The organism is Bacillus haikouensis (genome assembly GCF_013179555.1).
GTDB classification, from domain to species: domain Bacteria; phylum Bacillota; class Bacilli; order Bacillales; family Bacillaceae_B; genus Rossellomorea; species Rossellomorea haikouensis_A.
On record NZ_JABMCR010000013.1, the window covers coordinates 14,288 to 32,149 of the forward strand.

Below are 17,862 nucleotides of genomic sequence, written 5' to 3' on the forward strand. Positions count from 1 at the left end.
ATTCGCAAAGGGGTGTGCATGATGTTTTCTTTTAGCATTAACAAGGATATCTCAATTGAGCTTTTGCAGCAGCATCACAAAGAGGAATTATTTGAGTTGATTGATTCGAATCGGGTACACTTGCGTGAATGGCTGCTTTGGGTAGATAAAAGGCGCTCTCCTTCAGACTTTGAGACGATCATTCCGTTATGGATACGAAATTATGCGGACAATAATGGATTTGATGCAGGTATACGTTTTCATGGGGAACTGGTTGGAATGGTAGGTCTGCACTATATTGATTGGCACACAAGATCTACAAGCATCGGATATTTTTTAGCCGAGTATTCACAGGGTAAAGGAATCATATCTACTGTCATATCCGCTCTGCTGGAATATCTATTTACTGTTCAGAAGCTCAATCGTGCAGTTATACAATGCGCGGTTAATAATTATAAAAGTATCAGGATCCCGGAACGGCTCGGGTTCACAAAAGAAGGGGTGATTCGTGAAGGCCAATGGATAAATGATCATTACGAAGACATTGTAACCTACAGCCTTTTAAAGGATGAATGGAAAGACAGGCAAAATCAATAACAATGCACTCTATTCGAAATGATTGATCCATCTCCGTAAAAGCAAATACAATGATAGCATGAATCATCAACCAACTATCTAACTGCTAGCGACCACTTTCAGTGTTACTTGAGTTGAATTTTACCCTAGTGCATCACTTTACTTGATTATGGGACGAAAAGAGAGGGTGGGACAAAAGTGTTTTAGTCAAAGTAAAACCCGAACTAATTTGCCTTCTTACAGGCAAATTATTTCGGGTTTTTATTTTGTTTAATGTACATTTAGATTTTAGCTCTTTCCAGCGGTTGATTGGAGTCTTCGTCTTGCAAGGAAATCATTAGCGGTATTAAGAACATACACTGAAATTGTTCGTCTTTATGTCGTGGTTTATTCGTTTTGTCCCTGCCCCCTTAAATTTTGTTGAATTAGGGATGGAATTCGCTCCAACTTAAAGAAGTCTTACTAACGTTTGTTTTCTTCCTTCACCATTCCATAGATACAAGTATCCGTAACTCGTTTTCCATCCACTGACAACTCATCATTTTTCAACATGCCCTCTAATTCATATCCAAGCTGCTCAGGTATTCTTCTGCTTCTCAAATTTTCACTTTCACACCGGATTTCCACTCTTTTTCCTTTTAAGTCATTCAGTGCAAACTCAGTCAGTCTCCAAACAGCTTCTTTCATATAGCCTTTTCCGCTCATTCTGGTATCGATCCAATATCCGATTTCGAATTTCGGGATATCCCAGTCGATATTATGAAATCCTGTAGACCCGATAAATTGATTAGTCTTCTTGCAAAACACGAGATACCTTAAAGCTTTGCGGGTAATGAAATTTGCATGTGCTTCCCTTGTGTTTGTTTCAGTATCTTCCACCGATGGAAGATTTTGTGCAAACCCCAGCCAGGGTTTCAACTCTGAATGAGATGCTGTTATTGCTTCATTGACCACTCTTCCATCGCCGGGCAAAGGCATCCTTAAGAGTAAACGTTCTGTTTCAATTTTGTTTGGAACTTCAAGCATTACCGGATTCATGATAATGACCCCTCTTTGATTTTGCATATTTAGAATAATCTGTATGTAAATTATTGCTATTATAATATAGTAGCAGCTTTCTTGTAAATTTTTTCTATACTTGTAATTTCCTATACATTATACTATAAGAAAAAACTTACTTCCGGAGGTTCGCATGTCTTCTATCAATATAAACCATTCAATAGGTGATCAAATAATAGAGAATAAAAGGAACCTTTCTCTTGAGATCTTTAAAGAACTTCATATTCATCATCCTGAAACTTATCCGGAAGAACTCCTTGAAGGTCTACTGCCTTATCTTGACCACTTAATAGAACTTACAGGTCAAAGCCTATTAAGAAATCACGATAATGCTCCAGCAGTATACTCCTGGGGAAAAGAAGTGGGCAAGCTTTCTACAGAACATGGCACACCTCTTCCAACTACAATCAGCAAAGTTACTCTTTATAAAAAAGCAATACTGAACAGTATCATTCATTGGAATGATGAATCTCTCAATAATGAAATGCTTGTAAAAGTAAATATAGAAATTGATGAGGTCTTCAATACGATGATTTCTGCCTTTAGTGAAGCATACAGCGATTATTCAAAACAGCAATTGACAAAATCTGAAGAGAAGTATCTTTCTCTTTCAACACCCGTTGTACCTATTTTTGAAAACCTTGCCATTCTTCCGCTAATCGGCCAGGTAGATGGAGTTCGTGCAGACATGATGATCACGCATGTCCTTGATGAATGCAAAAACTTGTCCATTCATCAATTGATCATTGATCTCTCGGGAGTTTATGAAGTAAATCCTCTCTTTCAGGAGGGAATCATGAAGCTCATCGACAGCCTCAAGCTTCTCGGAATTGAACCTGCGCTGTCAGGCATGCGTGCTGAAATGAGCTTAAAATTTATAGAAGTCGGCATCAATTTGACAAACATAAAAATCTATCAATCCTTAAATAAAGCTATTCAAAATCTCCAGTTAAATTTAACGAAATAAAATCAAAACGCCCGTTCTCTCAACTCTATTAAAGCAGTGAAGAACGGGCATTTTGATTGGCAGCATTAAATATGATTGTAATCAGCCTCAGTTGAGAGGATAGATGAAGTAATAATTGATTAAGTTATCACCTTGAACGCTTCTCACAATTTTATTGTTTTTTTAACGGCAATAAAGAATTTCTTTTTTATTTTTAACACTTCCATTACTCTTGTTGATAACAACTTCAAATCCCTTGCAAGAAGATTGATCTCTTTCATCGTAAAGCTCCACAACGATTTCATCACTCAGTACATGTACATCATTCATTTTAAATGGTGTAGAATCAAGCTTTTCTTCAGTTTTCCACCAGCCTGCGAGATAGCGCTTGGAAATATCTACAGCAAGTGTCCTGCTGACAGGCAGATCCGATTGTTCAATATGTAATGTACGGGCATCATTTCTCAAAAACATTCCAAGCATAATCAAAATCCCGATTGCAGGAACAACCAGTAGTTTTAAATTCATCTATATCACCTTTTTTTCTTTGCTGCCTTGTAAATTTCCTTATTGCTTTTTCTGTTGCTTTCAGGAGAATAGTTGTCTCGATGCTGAATATCTACTTTCCTTTTTTCATTCGATTCCATCCCCGATTCCAAATGTGCGGATTCCCCCTTCATTGTAGACTACTGCATCTTTATTTCCGATCACCTGTATCCGGTGTTCCTTAATAAATAATCCAGTCTCTTCTGAAAGAGCGATGACAGGCAGTTGATATTCCTTGATAAATGAAAGGATGAATGGATGATCCTTCTTCTCATAGTGACATTGAACGGCGTACTTTCCCAGAAGCTGAAGACCCGCATAATCCCCTGTGCACTCCTTATTTTCGTCACTGTTTTCAGCAGTCATTATATGACTGCCTAAAACGATTCCTCCCGCACTGCCTCCATAAATGGATCCCCCGCTCTTTACAAATGCCTTTATCACGTTAGTAAAGTGGTTATCATTCAATATATTCAAAAGTCGAAATGTATTTCCGCCCCCCAGATAAACTCCAGAAAAATTCTGTAAATCTTCCAGGCTCTTATTTTCTAATTCTGTCCACATCTCTATATTAACAATTCCAAGAGGGCGAAAGACACCCGTTATCCATTCATAACAACTTTCGTAAGATGCTGTTGACGACTCCATGGCCAAAGGAATATATAAAAGCGGAAGGTCCCGATTTAGTATAGAAGCAAAATCCCGGTCAATCTCACTTGTCTGGTTTTCATCTCCCCCGCCGGATATCACGATATTTCCCAATTGCATACCCCCTCTCCAACACTGTCATTCTACCATTTAATTGTAAGAATTCTCCACAACTTCTTTAAATATTCTTTGTTAACTAAAAAATTGAAAATCGAGGTTGGGAAAAGACGTGACTGATTACCTATACATAACACAACAAAACATGAAGTTTGAGGAAATTTTTCATAGATAATAGTCATATTTTAAGTTTTGCATTCTTAATTTCCTAATAAATCCAATTCTCTTCCAACTGGGGGATTCTGTATTTTCAGATAGTTTGCTAGAATCCTATTTAGCGGGATGCACTACATACAAGGAACATCTCGATCAGCATCTCCAATCGATAGTTTGAAAGGGGGCAGACGGAAAGGTAATCAAATCAATTGCAGAAATTTGTCGTTACTGATTTTGGATGACTCTAAAAAAACAGAAAATGGAGGAATACGATTATGAAACTCAAAAAAATCGCCGCATTGTCATTAGCTGCTTCACTCGCCATCTTCCCCACCTTTGGGGGAAGCGCATTCGCAAAAGATACAAACCCTCTTGATAAAGCTGCAAAAAATACAACCGTAAGCAAAAGTCTTGAGAAAAATGATTATGTTAAAGGTGAAGTGATTGTAAAGTTTAAAGATTCAGCATCAAAATCTTTAAAAGGCAACGCACTTAAAAGTATGAACGCCACTGAGGTTAAGGACACAGATGCAGTAAAGTCCCCTTACAAGGTACTGAAGGTCGGTAATGTGGACGCTGCTGTCAAAGCATTAAATAAAAATCCGAATGTAGAATATGCTGAACCCAACTACAAGCTGGCTTCTACCTGGACACCGAATGACTACTATTATCAAGGCTATCAATACGGTCCTCAAAATACTTACACCAATAATGCATGGGATTATACCCGCGGCAGCAGCGGTCAGGAAATCGCAGTTCTTGATACTGGTGTCGATTATAACCACCCTGATCTTGACGGAAAAACCATCCGTGGCTATGACTTCGTAGACAATGATTATTACCCGATGGATCTGAATGGCCACGGTACGCATGTAGCAGGTACTGCAGCCGCTGAAACCAATAACAGCACAGGTATTGCAGGGATGGCACCAAACACAAGAATCCTTGCTGTACGAGTTCTGGATGCAAGTGGAAACGGCTCATTGGCAGACATTGCTGATGGAATCCGTTATGCTGCCGACCAGGGTGCGGAAGTCATCAACCTTTCCTTAGGTTGTGATTGCTCAACAAGTACATTGGAAAATGCGGTTAACTATGCATGGAACAAAGGAAGTGTAGTCATCGCTGCTGCTGGAAACGACGGAGTCTCAACTACATTTGAACCGGCTTCCTATGCAAATGTAATTGCAGTTGGTGCCGTGGACAGTGCTGATCGCAGAGCTTCATTCTCAAACTATGGTTCATGGGTGGATGTGTCTGCACCTGGTGTAGACATCGCTGCAACGGTACCGAATAACGGGTACGCTTACATGTCCGGGACATCAATGGCTTCTCCACATGTTGCAGGACTTGCGGGACTCCTTGCCAGCCAGGGCCGCAGCAATAGCCAAATCCGCCAGGCAATCGAACAGACTGCCGATTACGTGAGTGGAACAGGTACTTACACTCAGCATGGCAGAATCAATTCATATGATGCGGTAAGATACTAATCTGAAAATAAGAAGAGCCATCCAGCCTGCTTCAGACTGTGAGGGCTCTTCTTATTTTATCACTTCACCTGAAGCAATGTGAAAATGAAGATGCTTGGAATCCTGATATTGTCCTACATTCGTGATCACTCGGCATGCACCGTATTCCTTTTCGACCTCGCCTGCCACTTTTCTTACAGTATCAATCAATTCACTGAAGACAGCGTGATCTCCTTCCTCCATTTTAGTCAAAGATGGGATGTGTTTCTTAGGAATTGCCACAATATGTACTCTGTAATAAGGTTTTGTATGATAATACGCCAGTGTATTATCTGTTTCATAAACTTTCTTCACTTCAGTCTTTCCGCTCATTACTTCATCACAGTAAAAATCATTCGTCAATCCGACCACTCCCTGTTTTGAGTTACTACTCTCTTATACTTTAACATATTTATCCATTAGTATCAGAAAATTTTCTTTTGCCCATTTTTCCTCTTTTCATGAAAATTTTCCTGATTCTCCTCGAAAATACCCTATTTTATATACTCATATAGTCCCTTATTTTCTCAATACCCAGAGAATCAATAGAATGATACGATTTTATTGACAGAATTTTTAGAAATATAAAAACAGGAGGAGATCATTTGAAGAAGAAAAAGTTGGCAGGTATTGGTTTATCGGTAGGATTGTTGGCTGGAATGCTTGCAACCGGAAGTGCAGCAGCACAACCACAAGCAAAGATTCAGTGGAACCAAAAAGCAGGAACACCGGAATTTGTAACAGGAATCCTTTCTGCTCCAGCTAAAGGAAAAGCTGAATCCATTGTTCTTTCTTATTTGGAAAAAAACAGACAAACATTCAAATTGACGAACAAGGAAGCAAAAGAACAATTCAAAGTGTTATCAGTGGAAAAGGATAAACTTGGGCTTACTGTCGTCCGCTTTCAACAAGTATATAAAGGTGTCCCTGTCTGGGGGTCCACTCAATCAGCTGTAGTAAATGAAGATGGTATCATCCAGGCATTCTCAGGTGCCGTGGTTGCCGACTTGGATAAAGAAAGCTTGAAGGCAAGTAAAAAGGTGAAAGCGAATAAAGCACTTAGAATTGCCAAGGAAGATTTAGGTATCGATCCTAAACTGGAAAAAGATGCAAAGCCTGAACTTGTAATTTATACAGACGGTGATTCTGCCAGATACGCTTATTTCATAAACTTGAATTTCCTGCAGCCGGAACCGGGCAACTGGAATTACTTCATTGATACCAAAACCGGAGAAATCATTAATAAATACAATGATATGCACGATGTCAGCGGAACTGATCAAGTAGGTAGTGGTAAAGGTGTACTTGGTGACACTAAGTCATTGAACACGACTTTATCCAATGGAGCTTATTATCTGCAGGATAATACGCGAGGAGGAGGAATCTACACATACAATATGAATAACAGAACATTCTTCCCTCAATTTTTTCTGCCTGGCACGCTCTGGAAAGATGGCGATAATGTACTGAACGCTTCCTACGATGCAGCTGCTGTCGATGCGCATCACTACGCCGGTGAAACATATGATTTTTACAAAGAGAACTTCAACCGAAATTCCTATGACAATAATGGGGCTGAACTTGTATCTTCCGTCCATTACAGCAGCGGTTACAACAATGCATTCTGGAACGGTTCACAAATGGTTTACGGAGATGGTGACGGGACAACATTCGCACCACTTTCCGGCGGAATAGATGTTGTTGCACATGAACTGACACATGCCGTTACTAACTTCTCCTCAGACCTGGTCTATCAGAACGAATCAGGTGCCTTGAATGAGGCAATTTCAGATATTTTCGGAACACTGGTAGAATATAAAAAAGGATCGAACCCTGATTTTGAAATCGGTGAAGACATTTACACTCCTGGTACAAGCGGCGATGCCCTAAGGTCCATGAGCGATCCAAGTAAATACGGCGACCCTGACCACTACTCTGTCCGTTATACAGGAACAGAAGATAACGGAGGAGTTCACATTAATTCAGGAATCATTAACAAACAAGCTTATCTTCTAAGTGAAGGAGGTTCGTTTTATGGCGTGACCGTACCTGGAATTGGTCGTGAGAAGCTGGGTGACATCTACTATCGCATGAACACTGTGTATCTCACTTCTTCTTCTACCTTCAGCCAGGCGAGAGCAGCTGCTGTCCAGGCGGCAGCCGACCTTTATGGCAGCGGTTCAGCAGAGGTGAATGCAGTAAATCTCTCATTCGATGCAGTTGGAATCTATTAAACACAAAAAACCCGGCAGAGAATCACATCTCTGCCGGGTTTTTTCAATTTATCAATGATTTACAGCCTTATCCAGGCCGCCTTTCTTATTATGAATAGCCAGTCTGTCCATTAATCTATTGCTTTCTGCATTTAGTCCCGCCAAGTTAACCTTAACACCATTCTGATGGTATTTGAGTACGATTTTATCAATAGCACCTACAGCTGAATCATCCCATAAATGAGCATTTGTAAGATCCAGCGTTACTTCTTTTACATCTTCGGTAAAGTCAAAGTTTTCTACAAACTCTGTAACTGAAGCAAAGAACAGTTGTCCGGATACGCGGTATACTTTCTTATTCGCCTTCTCCGATCCCATCGATGTAATTTTCACTTTTGAAATTTTAGAAGCAAAGAATACTGCACTTAAAATGATACCAACCAGGACACCTTTCGATAAGTCGTGAGTGAAAAGCACCGTAATAACGGTAGCAAGCATAACAATGCTGTCTGTAATCGGGGTTTTGTGAAGATTCAATACGGATCCCCAGTCAAATGTCCCAATTGATACCATGATCATGACTCCTACGAGCGCTGCCATCGGAATTTGAACCAAGAAGTCATTCAAGAGCAGAATCAGGATCATCAGAAATGTACCTGCCACAAAGGCAGATAGTCTGCCGCGGCCGCCGGATTTGACATTGATAACGGACTGTCCGATCATCGCGCAGCCTGCCATACCGCCGAAGAATCCTGATACGATATTGGCAATACCCTGACCTTTCGCTTCTTTATTCTTATCACTTGTTGTGTCTGTCATATCATCCACAATTGAAGCAGTTAATAAAGACTCTACCAATCCGACAATCGCTATCGATAAAGAATATGGGAATATGATCTGCAATGTTTCAAAGTTAAACGGGATATCCGGAATTAAGAAAATAGGTAATGCCTGTGTCAATTCACCCATATCACCCACTGTTCGAACACCTGTCCCGGTCATTACAGCAAATATCGTCACTGCAATGATCGCAACTAAAGGTGAAGGAACAGCTTTAGTAAAACGAGGTAAGATATAAATAATTGCTAAAGCAGCAGCTACCATCGCATACATTATCCATTCTTCTCCTGCAAAATGTGGTAATTGTGCAGTAAATATCAGAATTGCCAATGCGTTAACGAAGCCAATCATAACAGACCGCGGGACAAATTTCATTAAGCGGCCTAATTTAAGGATACCCATAACTATTTGAATCACACCTGTCAGGATTGTGGCAGCAAGTAAATATTTTAATCCGTGCTCAGCTACTAAAGTTGTCATTAAAAGTGCTGTTGCTCCCGTCGCGGCGGAAATCATGCCTGGACGTCCACCAACAAATGCAATGACAACCGCAATACAGAATGAAGCATACAATCCGACCATCGGATCAACTCCAGCGATAATCGAAAACGCAATCGCTTCTGGAATTAACGCCATCGCCACGACCATCCCTGCGAGTATATCGCCGCGAATATTTCCAAACCACTCATATTTAATTTTTGAAGTTAAATTCATAATGCACCTCTTTTGTATTTTGTCTTGACTTTCAACTCTCATGAAAGTCGGGGCCGTTTTACACAAGGCACATTATATAATGAATCTACCTTTTTGTGAACCATTAATGAAAGCGGGATCATGATGAATAATCTCTCTCTTCAATCGTTTTCCTTCATTTTTCTACCAAACTTAAAGTTTGAAAAAAAATACATTAATTTACGTGAAAAAGGGGTAAAATAAAGTACATTCAGAAAATTCAAATCATTGGAGGGGATTCCATGTTTAAAAGAATTTTACTTGCCACTGATGGATCTGATCATTCAATCAGAGCTGCGGAAAAGGCAATTGCTCTTGCATCCTTTCAAAAAGGGGCGGAAATTGATATTGTTTATGTGATTGACGGGAAACAATCTAAGGATGACGTCCTGGAACATTGGGGGAGGAATGCAGCAGACAAAAGAAAACACAAACTTCAATTGATTGAACAAAAAGCGAGACATGCTGAAATTCGTTTCAATACGATTTTTTTGCATGGTGAACCCGGACCCGAAATTATTGAATACGCAAATAAGCACACATATGACGCACTGGTCATTGGAAGCCGCGGCCTAAACACCTTTCAGGAAATGGTGCTTGGGAGTGTGAGCCATAAAGTCGCGAAGCGGGTGAAATGTCCGGTTATGATTGTAAAATAATACGAAAAGATTAAAAAGTGCGCGTCAGACGCACACTTTTTATAAAGAGATTATTATTCACTCTCACTCCTATTATAGGAACTGTCAGGCAAAGTATCCCAGAAAGAGATATCGGCTTCTTCAATCGAGCCGTCGGCAATCGCTTTTGCGGTCGCCTCCATTCCGATAACAGCTTGCTTGATCAGGTATCCGTTGCTCTTTTGACCAAGAACATAGTCCTCGCGGTAGTGATCCGCCATCCCTCTCATTTCAAAAAGCAATGTAGCGATTCCATATTCCGCAGCCAAGCCGTTACGGGAAATGGTTTGAGCAGAACCACCGATATATTTTGAAATTGTGCCGAAACCTCTGTTTTCCACAGTATTGTATAAGATTGCGCCAAGCTGTTTGGACTTCTCTACAACTTTGGGGTCTACTTCTTCGTTCGTTGGATATAGAATCGAACCTGATACTAGCTCATCAGTATCCCCAAGAGTTGTCTCTGCTCCCTGGTGATGAAGATCGATCATATAATCAGGAGAATACTTCTGCAGGACATTTTCATGGAGTGCCTGAGTCTCCGGCTGCTCCCGGTCAACATGGTCGCGATTCAGGTCAACCTCATTTGCATTATAGCGTGTGTGCGTTCCTGATACATATTCATCTAATGAAAAGTTGACGTCCCCCTCTGCCCCATCGACATTTAAACGTGGAGCGACTAATATGTTGACATTGTCTAACATTTCTTTTATTTCTTTTGAATTAGAGGTAAGATGTTGAATGAATTTTAGTGCGCCTTCGGTTGTGAGCGTCTCGTTTCCATGCTGCTGGGTTAAATATAATATCGTCGGATTGTTTTCGTCTGTTCCGAATTTTGCAAGATATAAGTCGCGTTCTTTTACGGACTGACCGTATATTTCAAGTGAAAGTGCTTCTGACTTGGCATCAAGGCGTTCCAGCAGTTTTACCATTTCCTCATAACTGTGAAGTCGTTCATTCTTGATAGTTTCATTCCCATTGTAATCGGGTCCGTCAGCTGAGACCGGTGTGTGTGGAACTGTCAACGCTATTCCTGATGCCATCAATACCCCAGATACTGTTCCTTTGACCCATTTGTTCTTCATATGTAGTCCTCCTTTTTGTTTCGGTACTCTAAACGTATTTGATTTTTCCGACAAGAAACCCTTTTCTTTACGGAAAAATAAAACAAAAGAACTGATTAATGAAGAGTCATGGGTGATAATTGACTAATGTTATTGTCGAAAAGTGCCGATAAATGATTCTTTATACCGGAGACTATATATGCAGTTTAAATTAACTAAAAGTAGATGAACTGCTTTATTAGAATCAATAAATATTTACCTTTTCTACACCTATTTATTCCCCTTACAAAAAAAGAAGCCCATTTTACATGAGCTTCACCGGATATAGGTCGACAAGTTGTCAAGGGAAATACAAACTTCCTGCATCATCCACATATATTGATTTTACCAGCGTCCTCTTAAATATTTCATTTCCGTTTTTCCCATTGATATCTAACGTAAGGTTATATACACCTTCACCTAGCTTCGGCAGCTCAAATGTTGAATCTTTAACCTTTAAGCTCTCTGCTTTTAGCTTTCCATTCTTATAATAGTCGATTGTTACATCGGTACTGATTTTCACTTTACTGTTTTTCCCATTCACTTTCATACGGTCTGAGTATAATTGTATATTGACTAGATTGTTCACTTCACTTTCATACGTCACATTCAGCAGATAATGTTCCTTTGCATGCGTACTGGCCTTTATCTTCCATTCACCTGCTATGGGAGCACGGATGGTCACGCTGTGATGATATGCTCCCTCGAAGATTCCATTTTCATCTGCTGTTGTGTTAAGGATGTGAGAACGCCCCCCATCAGGATCCTCAAGGGTCAGTTTGGCATCTTTAAGACTGCTGATCCAATCGATCGTAACTTCTTCAGTCCCTTCCTCAATAAAAAAGGTTTCCTGTTTATTTCCTTTGTATGCCCCGCCCCGGACATATGCTGAAGCAGCAAGGTTGACTGAATCATCACTGTGTGCATTTAAGCCGTTATTTGCAGGAGAGTTTTCATTCAGATAATCCTTAAACAGATTGAAAGTGGAAGATCCTTCTTTTATCGTTGAGTGATTCCAGTTGCCTGTGTTCAAATGGGTTGCATAAGGCAATCGGGAACTGTTTACGGTAACCGCTCCATCATTGCTTCCATAAGAGCTTAAATACAATCCCCCCCAATATAACGAACTGCCGAAGCTCCCCCACTTTGTACCCGCAAATGTATAGAAAGGTACTTTTCCAACATTGCTGTGTGAGTCAGTTTGTTCACGAAAATAACTCATATATCCTGTCTGGAGAGAGTAGGTTGCATCACTCCTGCTTCCGAGGATACCTGCAAGCCAGCCGGCCCAACTGCTATATGCAAGGTCCGCCAACTCTGACCCGTTGTGTGGAGAGGACAGGGTAATCACGCGGGCAACATATGGAGATGCACCATTATGGACCAGCGCAGATTGCGTATCCACCCCCCCTTTACTGTGAGCGACTATGACGACCTTTTCTCCAAAATAATCGTACATTTCACGAATTTTTTCTGCTAGCAGAGCACCATTATCCCACATGGTTCTCGTCGGGTAGAGGTCGATAAACGCTGTCTCATAGCCATTTTGATAGGCGGTATCATACATATTGCTGGCGTCCCACCAAGTATTAGATGACGAATTCAAACCGTGGACAAATAACACGGGATGTTTAGATGGTGCTACAAAGGAAGGTGTGTCCCCCACGTACCATTGTCCAGGAACCCCGGATGGATCGTCTTTACCGAAATCACCGGCAAGCCCGCAAGTTGGAAAAAATAAGAATAGAGCGACAACCATCAGCCAAAGCTTCTTAAACATAGCCTCTCTCCTTTTTAGTAAGAATAAAACCTATAAAGTATATTGGCTGAATTCCACACGTATTCCCAGATTTTCCTAACTTGATAAATTAGAACTATAAGAGGGTATTTTATAAATCCTTACACATAAGAGGTTCTTCTGGGGTATTTGCTTTATGTGCGAGAGTCCATTTTGAGCGGGAAAAAGAATCCAAGCAACGTTTGAATTCTTCAGTACATATACCTAACAAACCGTATCAAAAACTATCCCCCTGCTTATCACCTTTTGGGTAAACCCCATTCACAAACTCAATTGTTAAGAAGTTGTAAATAGATCTCATTCTTCTTGAATTCACGAAAATGCTTGTTATACTTCAATTGTAAAATACCGATATCGAAGTTCGATATCGGTAACCAATACTATGAACGAGGTGAATCTATGGAAGACAAAGTACTCAGGAAACTCTTTCTTGGCTTCATTCATATTCATGTGCTCCATCACGCGAAGGAGAAACCTGTCTTTGGTTCGTGGATGCTGGAAGAATTGAGGGAGCATGGGTATAATATCAGTTCTGGTACGCTTTATCCGATTTTTCACTCCATGGAAAGAGACGGCTTACTGATTAGAGAGGACCGGAAAGTGGAAGGTAAAATCAGAAAGTATTACAGTACCACTTCGAAAGGGAACTTCATACTGGACGAAGCACGTGTTAAAGCATATGAGCTTTTCAAGGAAATAAAAAATTAAATTTAAGAAGGTGACATATGAAAACACAATCGATACCTCGGAAGATTAAATCACTCATTGAAATATTTCTGATTTCCTCTAGGCTAGGATTGACGTCCTTCGGTGGTCCTGTCGCGCATTTAGGTTATTTTCATGAGGAATATATCAGAAGAAGAAAATGGATGGATGAAAAGAGCTACGCTGATCTCGTTGCGCTCTGTCAGTTCCTTCCCGGTCCGGCAAGCAGCCAAGTCGGTATTGGTATTGGTGTCATGCGTGCAGGGGTGTTGGGGGGCATCGTCTCATTTATCGGCTTTACTCTCCCATCAGTGATTGCGCTAATCATTTTTGCGATTTTGGTGAACGATTTGAATTTTGCCGATGCAGGCTGGATAAGAGGTCTTAAAATTGTAGCTGTTGCAGTGGTGGCTCATGCCATATTGGGTATGGCAGGGAAATTGACTCCTGACGTTAAAAGAAAAGCAATCGCACTATTCGCTTTAGTCGGCACCCTCTTATGGCAGACTGCCTTCGCTCAGATCGGTGTCATTCTGATTGCCGCTTTTATCGGATATGTACTATTTAAGGACCAACAAGCAGAGGTTAACACTTCGCTGTCATTTCCTGTTTCAAAGAAGTTTGCCGCGGTATGTTTATCATTGTTTTTCGGACTTCTTATCTTGCTTCCGGTATTAAGGGAAATGACATCACTGAATTGGATTGCTGTGCTTGACAGCTTTTACCGATCGGGTTCATTGGTGTTCGGAGGCGGCCATGTCGTTCTACCGCTATTGGAACGTGAATTCGTGCCGACCGGCTGGTTAACAGAAGAAGCGTTCCTTGCAGGATATGGGGCAGCTCAAGCAGTACCCGGACCGCTTTTTACGTTTGCAGCCTATTTGGGGGCTGTAATAAATGGGTGGCAAGGCGGATTGCTAGCGACTTTTGCTATTTTCCTGCCAGCTTTCCTGCTCATCTTGGGAACACTTCCATTTTGGAACAGTTTGAGAAGCAACCCCAAAATTAATGGAACACTATTGGGTGTGAACGCAGGTGTTGTCGGCATTTTGATTGCAGCCTTTTATCACCCGATCTGGATCAGTTCTATCAAAGCACCGATCGACTTTGCATTTGCTGCAATATTATTCAGCATGCTGGTCATATGGAAGCTTCCGCCGTGGTTCGTTGTCGTCACTGGAGCTGCTGGCGGTCTGCTGTTGGAAATGTTGGCATAAAGAATGTCCGGGAAACTTGTTCCCGGACATTGCTTTCGTAATCTATATGCATACTCTTGTTTCCTTACGAAAGAATTAGGATTATCAAACGTATGGGAGCTTTACCGCAAGAATCCTTTTGTTTATCGGTTTTTTACTTCCCTGGTTCACTTTGTATTTTGCAAGACCAGAAACGATCAGGCGTTATATGCCCGTCACATTCTTAACCTGCTTGTTGATGACCATCTTCTTCCAGATCGCGTATACTTATGACTGGTGGGAAATCCATGAGTATATTGTTCCCTGGGGCTATATGATCGATACAAGCATCGCCTATGGAGCTTTTGCAGTGGGGACGTTTTGGATTTTCCGTTTTACCTATCACCGTTTCTCACTGTTTATCCTAATAAATTTTTTTATGGATTATTTATGTGTTTTGTCGCACTTCCATTATTAAACGTATTGGGCATCGCAGAATACAAAAATATTGCGCCCTGGCAGTATTTGCTGGTCATTTTCGGTATTTCATTCATCATATACTTCTATCATAAATGGCAGGAAAAGGCTTTCTCTCCTTCTGTAAATTAAAAAAAGCATCGGAATGTCCAATGCTTTTTAAATTATTCATGTTTCCCTCTTTTGATAAATCGATATGCCACATAGGCAAAGTACAATGGGGCGGCTATATATATCAAATAAGGAAATTGCTCATATGTCCCTTTGTAAATGACGTACAATAATGCACCGATAAAAAGTGTGACGATCGTTCCATATTTCGGAAGCGGAATTTCCTTGAAACTTGGAATGCGGATCCTGCTTACCATCAAAAAACACATGGCAGTAAAAATGACCGACGTAACGATGTTGGGGATACGGTCTCCGAATAAAGTCAAAATGGCGAGAATCCCGCCGGCAGCTGTAATTGGGACTCCTATAAAATAATGCAGCGACGACTTAGGAGGACTAGTGTTAAAGCGGGCCAAGCGATACGCGCCGAATAATGGAAGCAGCCCTGCCACAAATAAGCCTAATAACCCAAATTGGTGAAAGGAAGTATAGTACACCAGGAATGAGGGAGCGACACCAAATGTAACGATATCAGCCAGGGAGTCCAATTCTTTACCTAATGTACTGTCGGCATCCAGCATCCTCGCAAGCCTCCCGTCCATGCTATCGAGCATCATGCCGATAATGATCAATACAGCTGCATTCTTGAATTGACCATTGGCAGCAAAGCCGATTGATAAGAAACCGCAGTATAAGTTACCCAATGTAAGCATATTAGGAATTTTTTTAGTAAATCGCATATGTATTCTCCAGTCTATGTCTATTAATAATTATAGAATACCATGTTTTCTTCTATCATAAATGCATATGATGAAAATTTATACAAATTACTGATTGTCATATATTCATCTATACTAGCTCGTCTGTATTTGTTATAATTTTACTATTAAGTATAATAATGAATTCACTTCGATGAAACAAGGAGGCAAAAAATGACTGGAATCATTGCCGTTATCATGATTTTTTCCATTCCTATCATTGCTATTTTTACAGATCATATTCAAAAACAATCAAAAATCAAACAAAGAATGATTGAGGATCAATTGAAGCTGGAACAATTAAAACATGAGAACTTTGTTATCGAAACAGAAAAAATGAAACTTGAACTCAAGCAGATGGCCCTGCATGAACCGAAGAATAACTCGAATATTTTATAAAGAAACCCGCCTATGTAAGCGGGTTTTCTTTATCAATACTACACGTTGATTTCTCATGATTATTCAGAGTCCAGGCTGGTTCCCCCATACTTTTCATTATACCAATTTCTTCAAATTATAGATATATACAGGCAGGTTACAGTCCCCGGCAAGGAAGAGTTCAGAGTGATCCATTAATATTCTACATATCTTTGTAATTTAAGATACATCCCTTTCCTTCCGCGGCGGGATCACTTTGGCAGGTACCAGTATTACGATACTGTTCTGCCTCCACCCTTTCAAAACATATTATCATTCTACTTCCGCACCTCTTCAACCATGAATTGAATGGCATTTACCAGATTAAGTACCTCTGATTTCCCTTTGCGATTTCTCAAGGACACCGTTCCCGCCTCACTTTCTTTACTCCCAACCACCATTAAATAAGGTGTTTTTGTCATCTGAGCCTCCCTGATTTTATATCCGATTTTCTCATCTCGATCATCGAGTTCCACTCTTATTCCTTCGTTTTCCAATTGCCTCTTTACTTGGAGAGCGTATTCCTTTTGTTTCTCGGATATCGGAAGCACCTTGACTTGAACAGGGGCAATCCACATCGGAAAATTCCCTTCATAATGTTCAATGAGTATGGCCATGAAACGCTCAATGGAACCGTATATCGCACGGTGAATCATGATTGGCCTGTGTACTTTATTGTCTTCCCCTATAAATTCACAATCAAATTTTACAGGCATCTGAAAATCAAGTTGTACAGTACCACATTGCCAGCTGCGCCCAATGGAATCTACAAGATGGAAATCGATCTTTGGTCCATAAAATGAGCCATCACCTTCATTAATTTGATAATCTGTATTTCGATTCTGCAATACTCTTTTTAAATCCTCTTCAGCTTTATTCCACATATCAATGGAGCCCATATACTCCTCAGGACGAGTGGAAAGTTCAATCTTATAACTAAATCCAAACTTGGAGTAAAAGACATCAATTAAATCTAGAACGCTATTAAGCTCCGATTGGATCTGGTCCTCAAGAACAAAAATATGAGCATCATCCTGAGTGAAAGACCTGACCCTGAGCAACCCGCTAATAGAACCTGAAAGCTCATGGCGATGGACTAATCCCAGTTCCCCATACCGGATCGGCAGCTCACGATAGCTTCTTTTCCGGCTTTTATAAATCAGCACAGCGCCCGGGCAATTCATCGGCTTTATCGCATAAGATTGATCATCAACATCTGAAAAATACATATTTTCATGATAATGGTGCCAGTGGCCTGATTGCTCCCATAATTCCTGTTTCATCATAATCGGAGTCTTAATTTCCTGATATCCTGCTTTTC

At 40.5% G+C, this 17,862-nt stretch carries 17 protein-coding genes; 8 read left to right on the forward strand and 9 right to left on the reverse strand.

Annotation, left to right across the window (positions count from 1 at the left end; genetic code table 11):
- The first annotated feature begins 21 nt into the window (after positions 1–21).
- Positions 22–576 (forward strand): GNAT family N-acetyltransferase, encoded by a 555-nt coding sequence (locus HP456_RS02690; protein WP_172248496.1) that lies wholly within the window; start codon positions 22–24, stop codon positions 574–576.
- Positions 577–1,017: 441 nt separating this feature from the next.
- Here the strand turns inward: HP456_RS02690 and HP456_RS02695 are convergent, their stop codons facing one another.
- Positions 1,018–1,593 (reverse strand): GNAT family N-acetyltransferase, encoded by a 576-nt coding sequence (locus HP456_RS02695; RefSeq protein WP_172248479.1) that lies wholly within the window; start codon positions 1,591–1,593, stop codon positions 1,018–1,020.
- Positions 1,594–1,747: 154 nt separating this feature from the next.
- On the opposite strand from HP456_RS02695, the gene HP456_RS02700 reads away from it, so the two are divergent.
- Positions 1,748–2,581: an STAS domain-containing protein gene (locus tag HP456_RS02700; protein ID WP_172248480.1), complete on the forward strand. Its 834-nt coding sequence runs from the start codon at positions 1,748–1,750 to the stop codon at positions 2,579–2,581.
- A gap of 162 nt (positions 2,582–2,743) precedes the next feature.
- Here the strand turns inward: HP456_RS02700 and HP456_RS02705 are convergent, their stop codons facing one another.
- Both HP456_RS02705 and HP456_RS02710 read right to left on the reverse strand, forming a co-directional pair.
- Complete coding sequence (locus HP456_RS02705; RefSeq protein WP_172248481.1) at positions 2,744–3,088, reverse strand: hypothetical protein; 345 nt, start codon at positions 3,086–3,088, stop codon at positions 2,744–2,746.
- Between the two features lie 105 nt (positions 3,089–3,193).
- The gene (locus HP456_RS02710; protein WP_172248482.1) at positions 3,194–3,868 is read right to left on the reverse strand and encodes a Type 1 glutamine amidotransferase-like domain-containing protein; all 675 of its coding nucleotides are present in this window, start codon (positions 3,866–3,868) and stop codon (positions 3,194–3,196) included.
- A 434-nt stretch (positions 3,869–4,302) separates the two neighbouring features.
- On the opposite strand from HP456_RS02710, the gene HP456_RS02715 reads away from it, so the two are divergent.
- The gene (locus HP456_RS02715; protein WP_172248483.1) at positions 4,303–5,517 is read left to right on the forward strand and encodes a S8 family peptidase; all 1,215 of its coding nucleotides are present in this window, start codon (positions 4,303–4,305) and stop codon (positions 5,515–5,517) included.
- Between the two features lie 51 nt (positions 5,518–5,568).
- On the opposite strand, the gene HP456_RS02720 is transcribed toward HP456_RS02715, so the two are convergent.
- Complete coding sequence (locus tag HP456_RS02720) at positions 5,569–5,898, reverse strand: HIT domain-containing protein (RefSeq protein ID WP_246288687.1); 330 nt, start codon at positions 5,896–5,898, stop codon at positions 5,569–5,571.
- Positions 5,899–6,140: 242 nt separating this feature from the next.
- Here HP456_RS02720 and HP456_RS02725 point away from each other — a divergent pair, with 242 nt between their 5' ends.
- On the forward strand, positions 6,141–7,769 hold the full coding sequence (locus HP456_RS02725) for a M4 family metallopeptidase (protein ID WP_376766185.1): 1,629 nt from the start codon (positions 6,141–6,143) through the stop codon (positions 7,767–7,769).
- Positions 7,770–7,820: 51 nt separating this feature from the next.
- Here HP456_RS02725 and HP456_RS02730 read toward each other — a convergent pair whose 3' ends face one another.
- Positions 7,821–9,302, reverse strand: coding sequence for a SulP family inorganic anion transporter (locus tag HP456_RS02730; protein WP_172248484.1), 1,482 nt, complete (start codon positions 9,300–9,302; stop codon positions 7,821–7,823).
- Between the two features lie 260 nt (positions 9,303–9,562).
- Here HP456_RS02730 and HP456_RS02735 point away from each other — a divergent pair, with 260 nt between their 5' ends.
- A complete protein-coding gene (locus HP456_RS02735) occupies positions 9,563–9,979 on the forward strand; it encodes a universal stress protein (RefSeq protein WP_172248485.1) in 417 nt (138 codons plus the stop codon).
- A gap of 53 nt (positions 9,980–10,032) precedes the next feature.
- Here HP456_RS02735 and HP456_RS02740 read toward each other — a convergent pair whose 3' ends face one another.
- Together HP456_RS02740 and HP456_RS02745 are read right to left on the reverse strand one after the other, a co-directional pair.
- Positions 10,033–11,082: a M14 family metallopeptidase gene (locus HP456_RS02740; protein ID WP_172248486.1), complete on the reverse strand. Its 1,050-nt coding sequence runs from the start codon at positions 11,080–11,082 to the stop codon at positions 10,033–10,035.
- 319 nt (positions 11,083–11,401) lie between these two features.
- Positions 11,402–12,880, reverse strand: a complete 1,479-nt coding sequence (locus HP456_RS02745) for an esterase/lipase family protein (RefSeq protein WP_172248487.1) — start codon at positions 12,878–12,880, stop codon at positions 11,402–11,404.
- Between the two features lie 417 nt (positions 12,881–13,297).
- Here HP456_RS02745 and HP456_RS02750 point away from each other — a divergent pair, with 417 nt between their 5' ends.
- Positions 13,298–13,606, forward strand: a complete 309-nt coding sequence (locus HP456_RS02750) for a PadR family transcriptional regulator (protein ID WP_172248488.1) — start codon at positions 13,298–13,300, stop codon at positions 13,604–13,606.
- Between the two features lie 17 nt (positions 13,607–13,623).
- The gene (locus tag HP456_RS02755; RefSeq protein ID WP_172248489.1) at positions 13,624–14,820 is read left to right on the forward strand and encodes a chromate transporter; all 1,197 of its coding nucleotides are present in this window, start codon (positions 13,624–13,626) and stop codon (positions 14,818–14,820) included.
- Between the two features lie 599 nt (positions 14,821–15,419).
- On the opposite strand, the gene pssA is transcribed toward HP456_RS02755, so the two are convergent.
- Positions 15,420–16,106: a CDP-diacylglycerol--serine O-phosphatidyltransferase gene (gene pssA, locus HP456_RS02760; RefSeq protein WP_172248490.1), complete on the reverse strand. Its 687-nt coding sequence runs from the start codon at positions 16,104–16,106 to the stop codon at positions 15,420–15,422.
- Positions 16,107–16,298: 192 nt separating this feature from the next.
- Here pssA and HP456_RS02765 point away from each other — a divergent pair, with 192 nt between their 5' ends.
- Positions 16,299–16,523 carry a hypothetical protein gene (locus HP456_RS02765; protein ID WP_172248491.1) on the forward strand — a complete coding sequence of 75 codons (225 nt, stop codon included), beginning with the start codon at positions 16,299–16,301 and terminating at the stop codon, positions 16,521–16,523.
- 296 nt (positions 16,524–16,819) lie between these two features.
- Here HP456_RS02765 and thrS read toward each other — a convergent pair.
- The coding region (gene thrS / locus HP456_RS02770; RefSeq protein WP_172248492.1) for a threonine--tRNA ligase at positions 16,820–17,862 on the reverse strand (1,043 nt) is incomplete at its 5' end.

Bases quoted from the DNA above. Each gene is read 5' to 3' on its own strand.
- HP456_RS02765 (WP_172248491.1), top strand. From the start codon at position 16,299: ATGACTGGAATCATTGCCGTTATCATGATTTTTTCCATTCCTATCATT.
- pssA (WP_172248490.1), bottom strand. From the start codon at position 16,106: ATGCGATTTACTAAAAAAATTCCTAATATGCTTACATTGGGTAACTTA.
- HP456_RS02700 (WP_172248480.1), top strand. From the start codon at position 1,748: ATGTCTTCTATCAATATAAACCATTCAATAGGTGATCAAATAATAGAG.
- HP456_RS02735 (WP_172248485.1), top strand. From the start codon at position 9,563: ATGTTTAAAAGAATTTTACTTGCCACTGATGGATCTGATCATTCAATC.
- HP456_RS02750 (WP_172248488.1), top strand. From the start codon at position 13,298: ATGGAAGACAAAGTACTCAGGAAACTCTTTCTTGGCTTCATTCATATT.
- HP456_RS02695 (WP_172248479.1), bottom strand. From the start codon at position 1,593: ATGAATCCGGTAATGCTTGAAGTTCCAAACAAAATTGAAACAGAACGT.
- HP456_RS02690 (WP_172248496.1), top strand. From the start codon at position 22: ATGTTTTCTTTTAGCATTAACAAGGATATCTCAATTGAGCTTTTGCAG.
- HP456_RS02730 (WP_172248484.1), bottom strand. From the start codon at position 9,302: ATGAATTTAACTTCAAAAATTAAATATGAGTGGTTTGGAAATATTCGC.
- HP456_RS02745 (WP_172248487.1), bottom strand. From the start codon at position 12,880: ATGTTTAAGAAGCTTTGGCTGATGGTTGTCGCTCTATTCTTATTTTTT.
- HP456_RS02740 (WP_172248486.1), bottom strand. From the start codon at position 11,082: ATGAAGAACAAATGGGTCAAAGGAACAGTATCTGGGGTATTGATGGCA.
- HP456_RS02715 (WP_172248483.1), top strand. From the start codon at position 4,303: ATGAAACTCAAAAAAATCGCCGCATTGTCATTAGCTGCTTCACTCGCC.
- HP456_RS02755 (WP_172248489.1), top strand. From the start codon at position 13,624: ATGAAAACACAATCGATACCTCGGAAGATTAAATCACTCATTGAAATA.
- HP456_RS02705 (WP_172248481.1), bottom strand. From the start codon at position 3,088: ATGAATTTAAAACTACTGGTTGTTCCTGCAATCGGGATTTTGATTATG.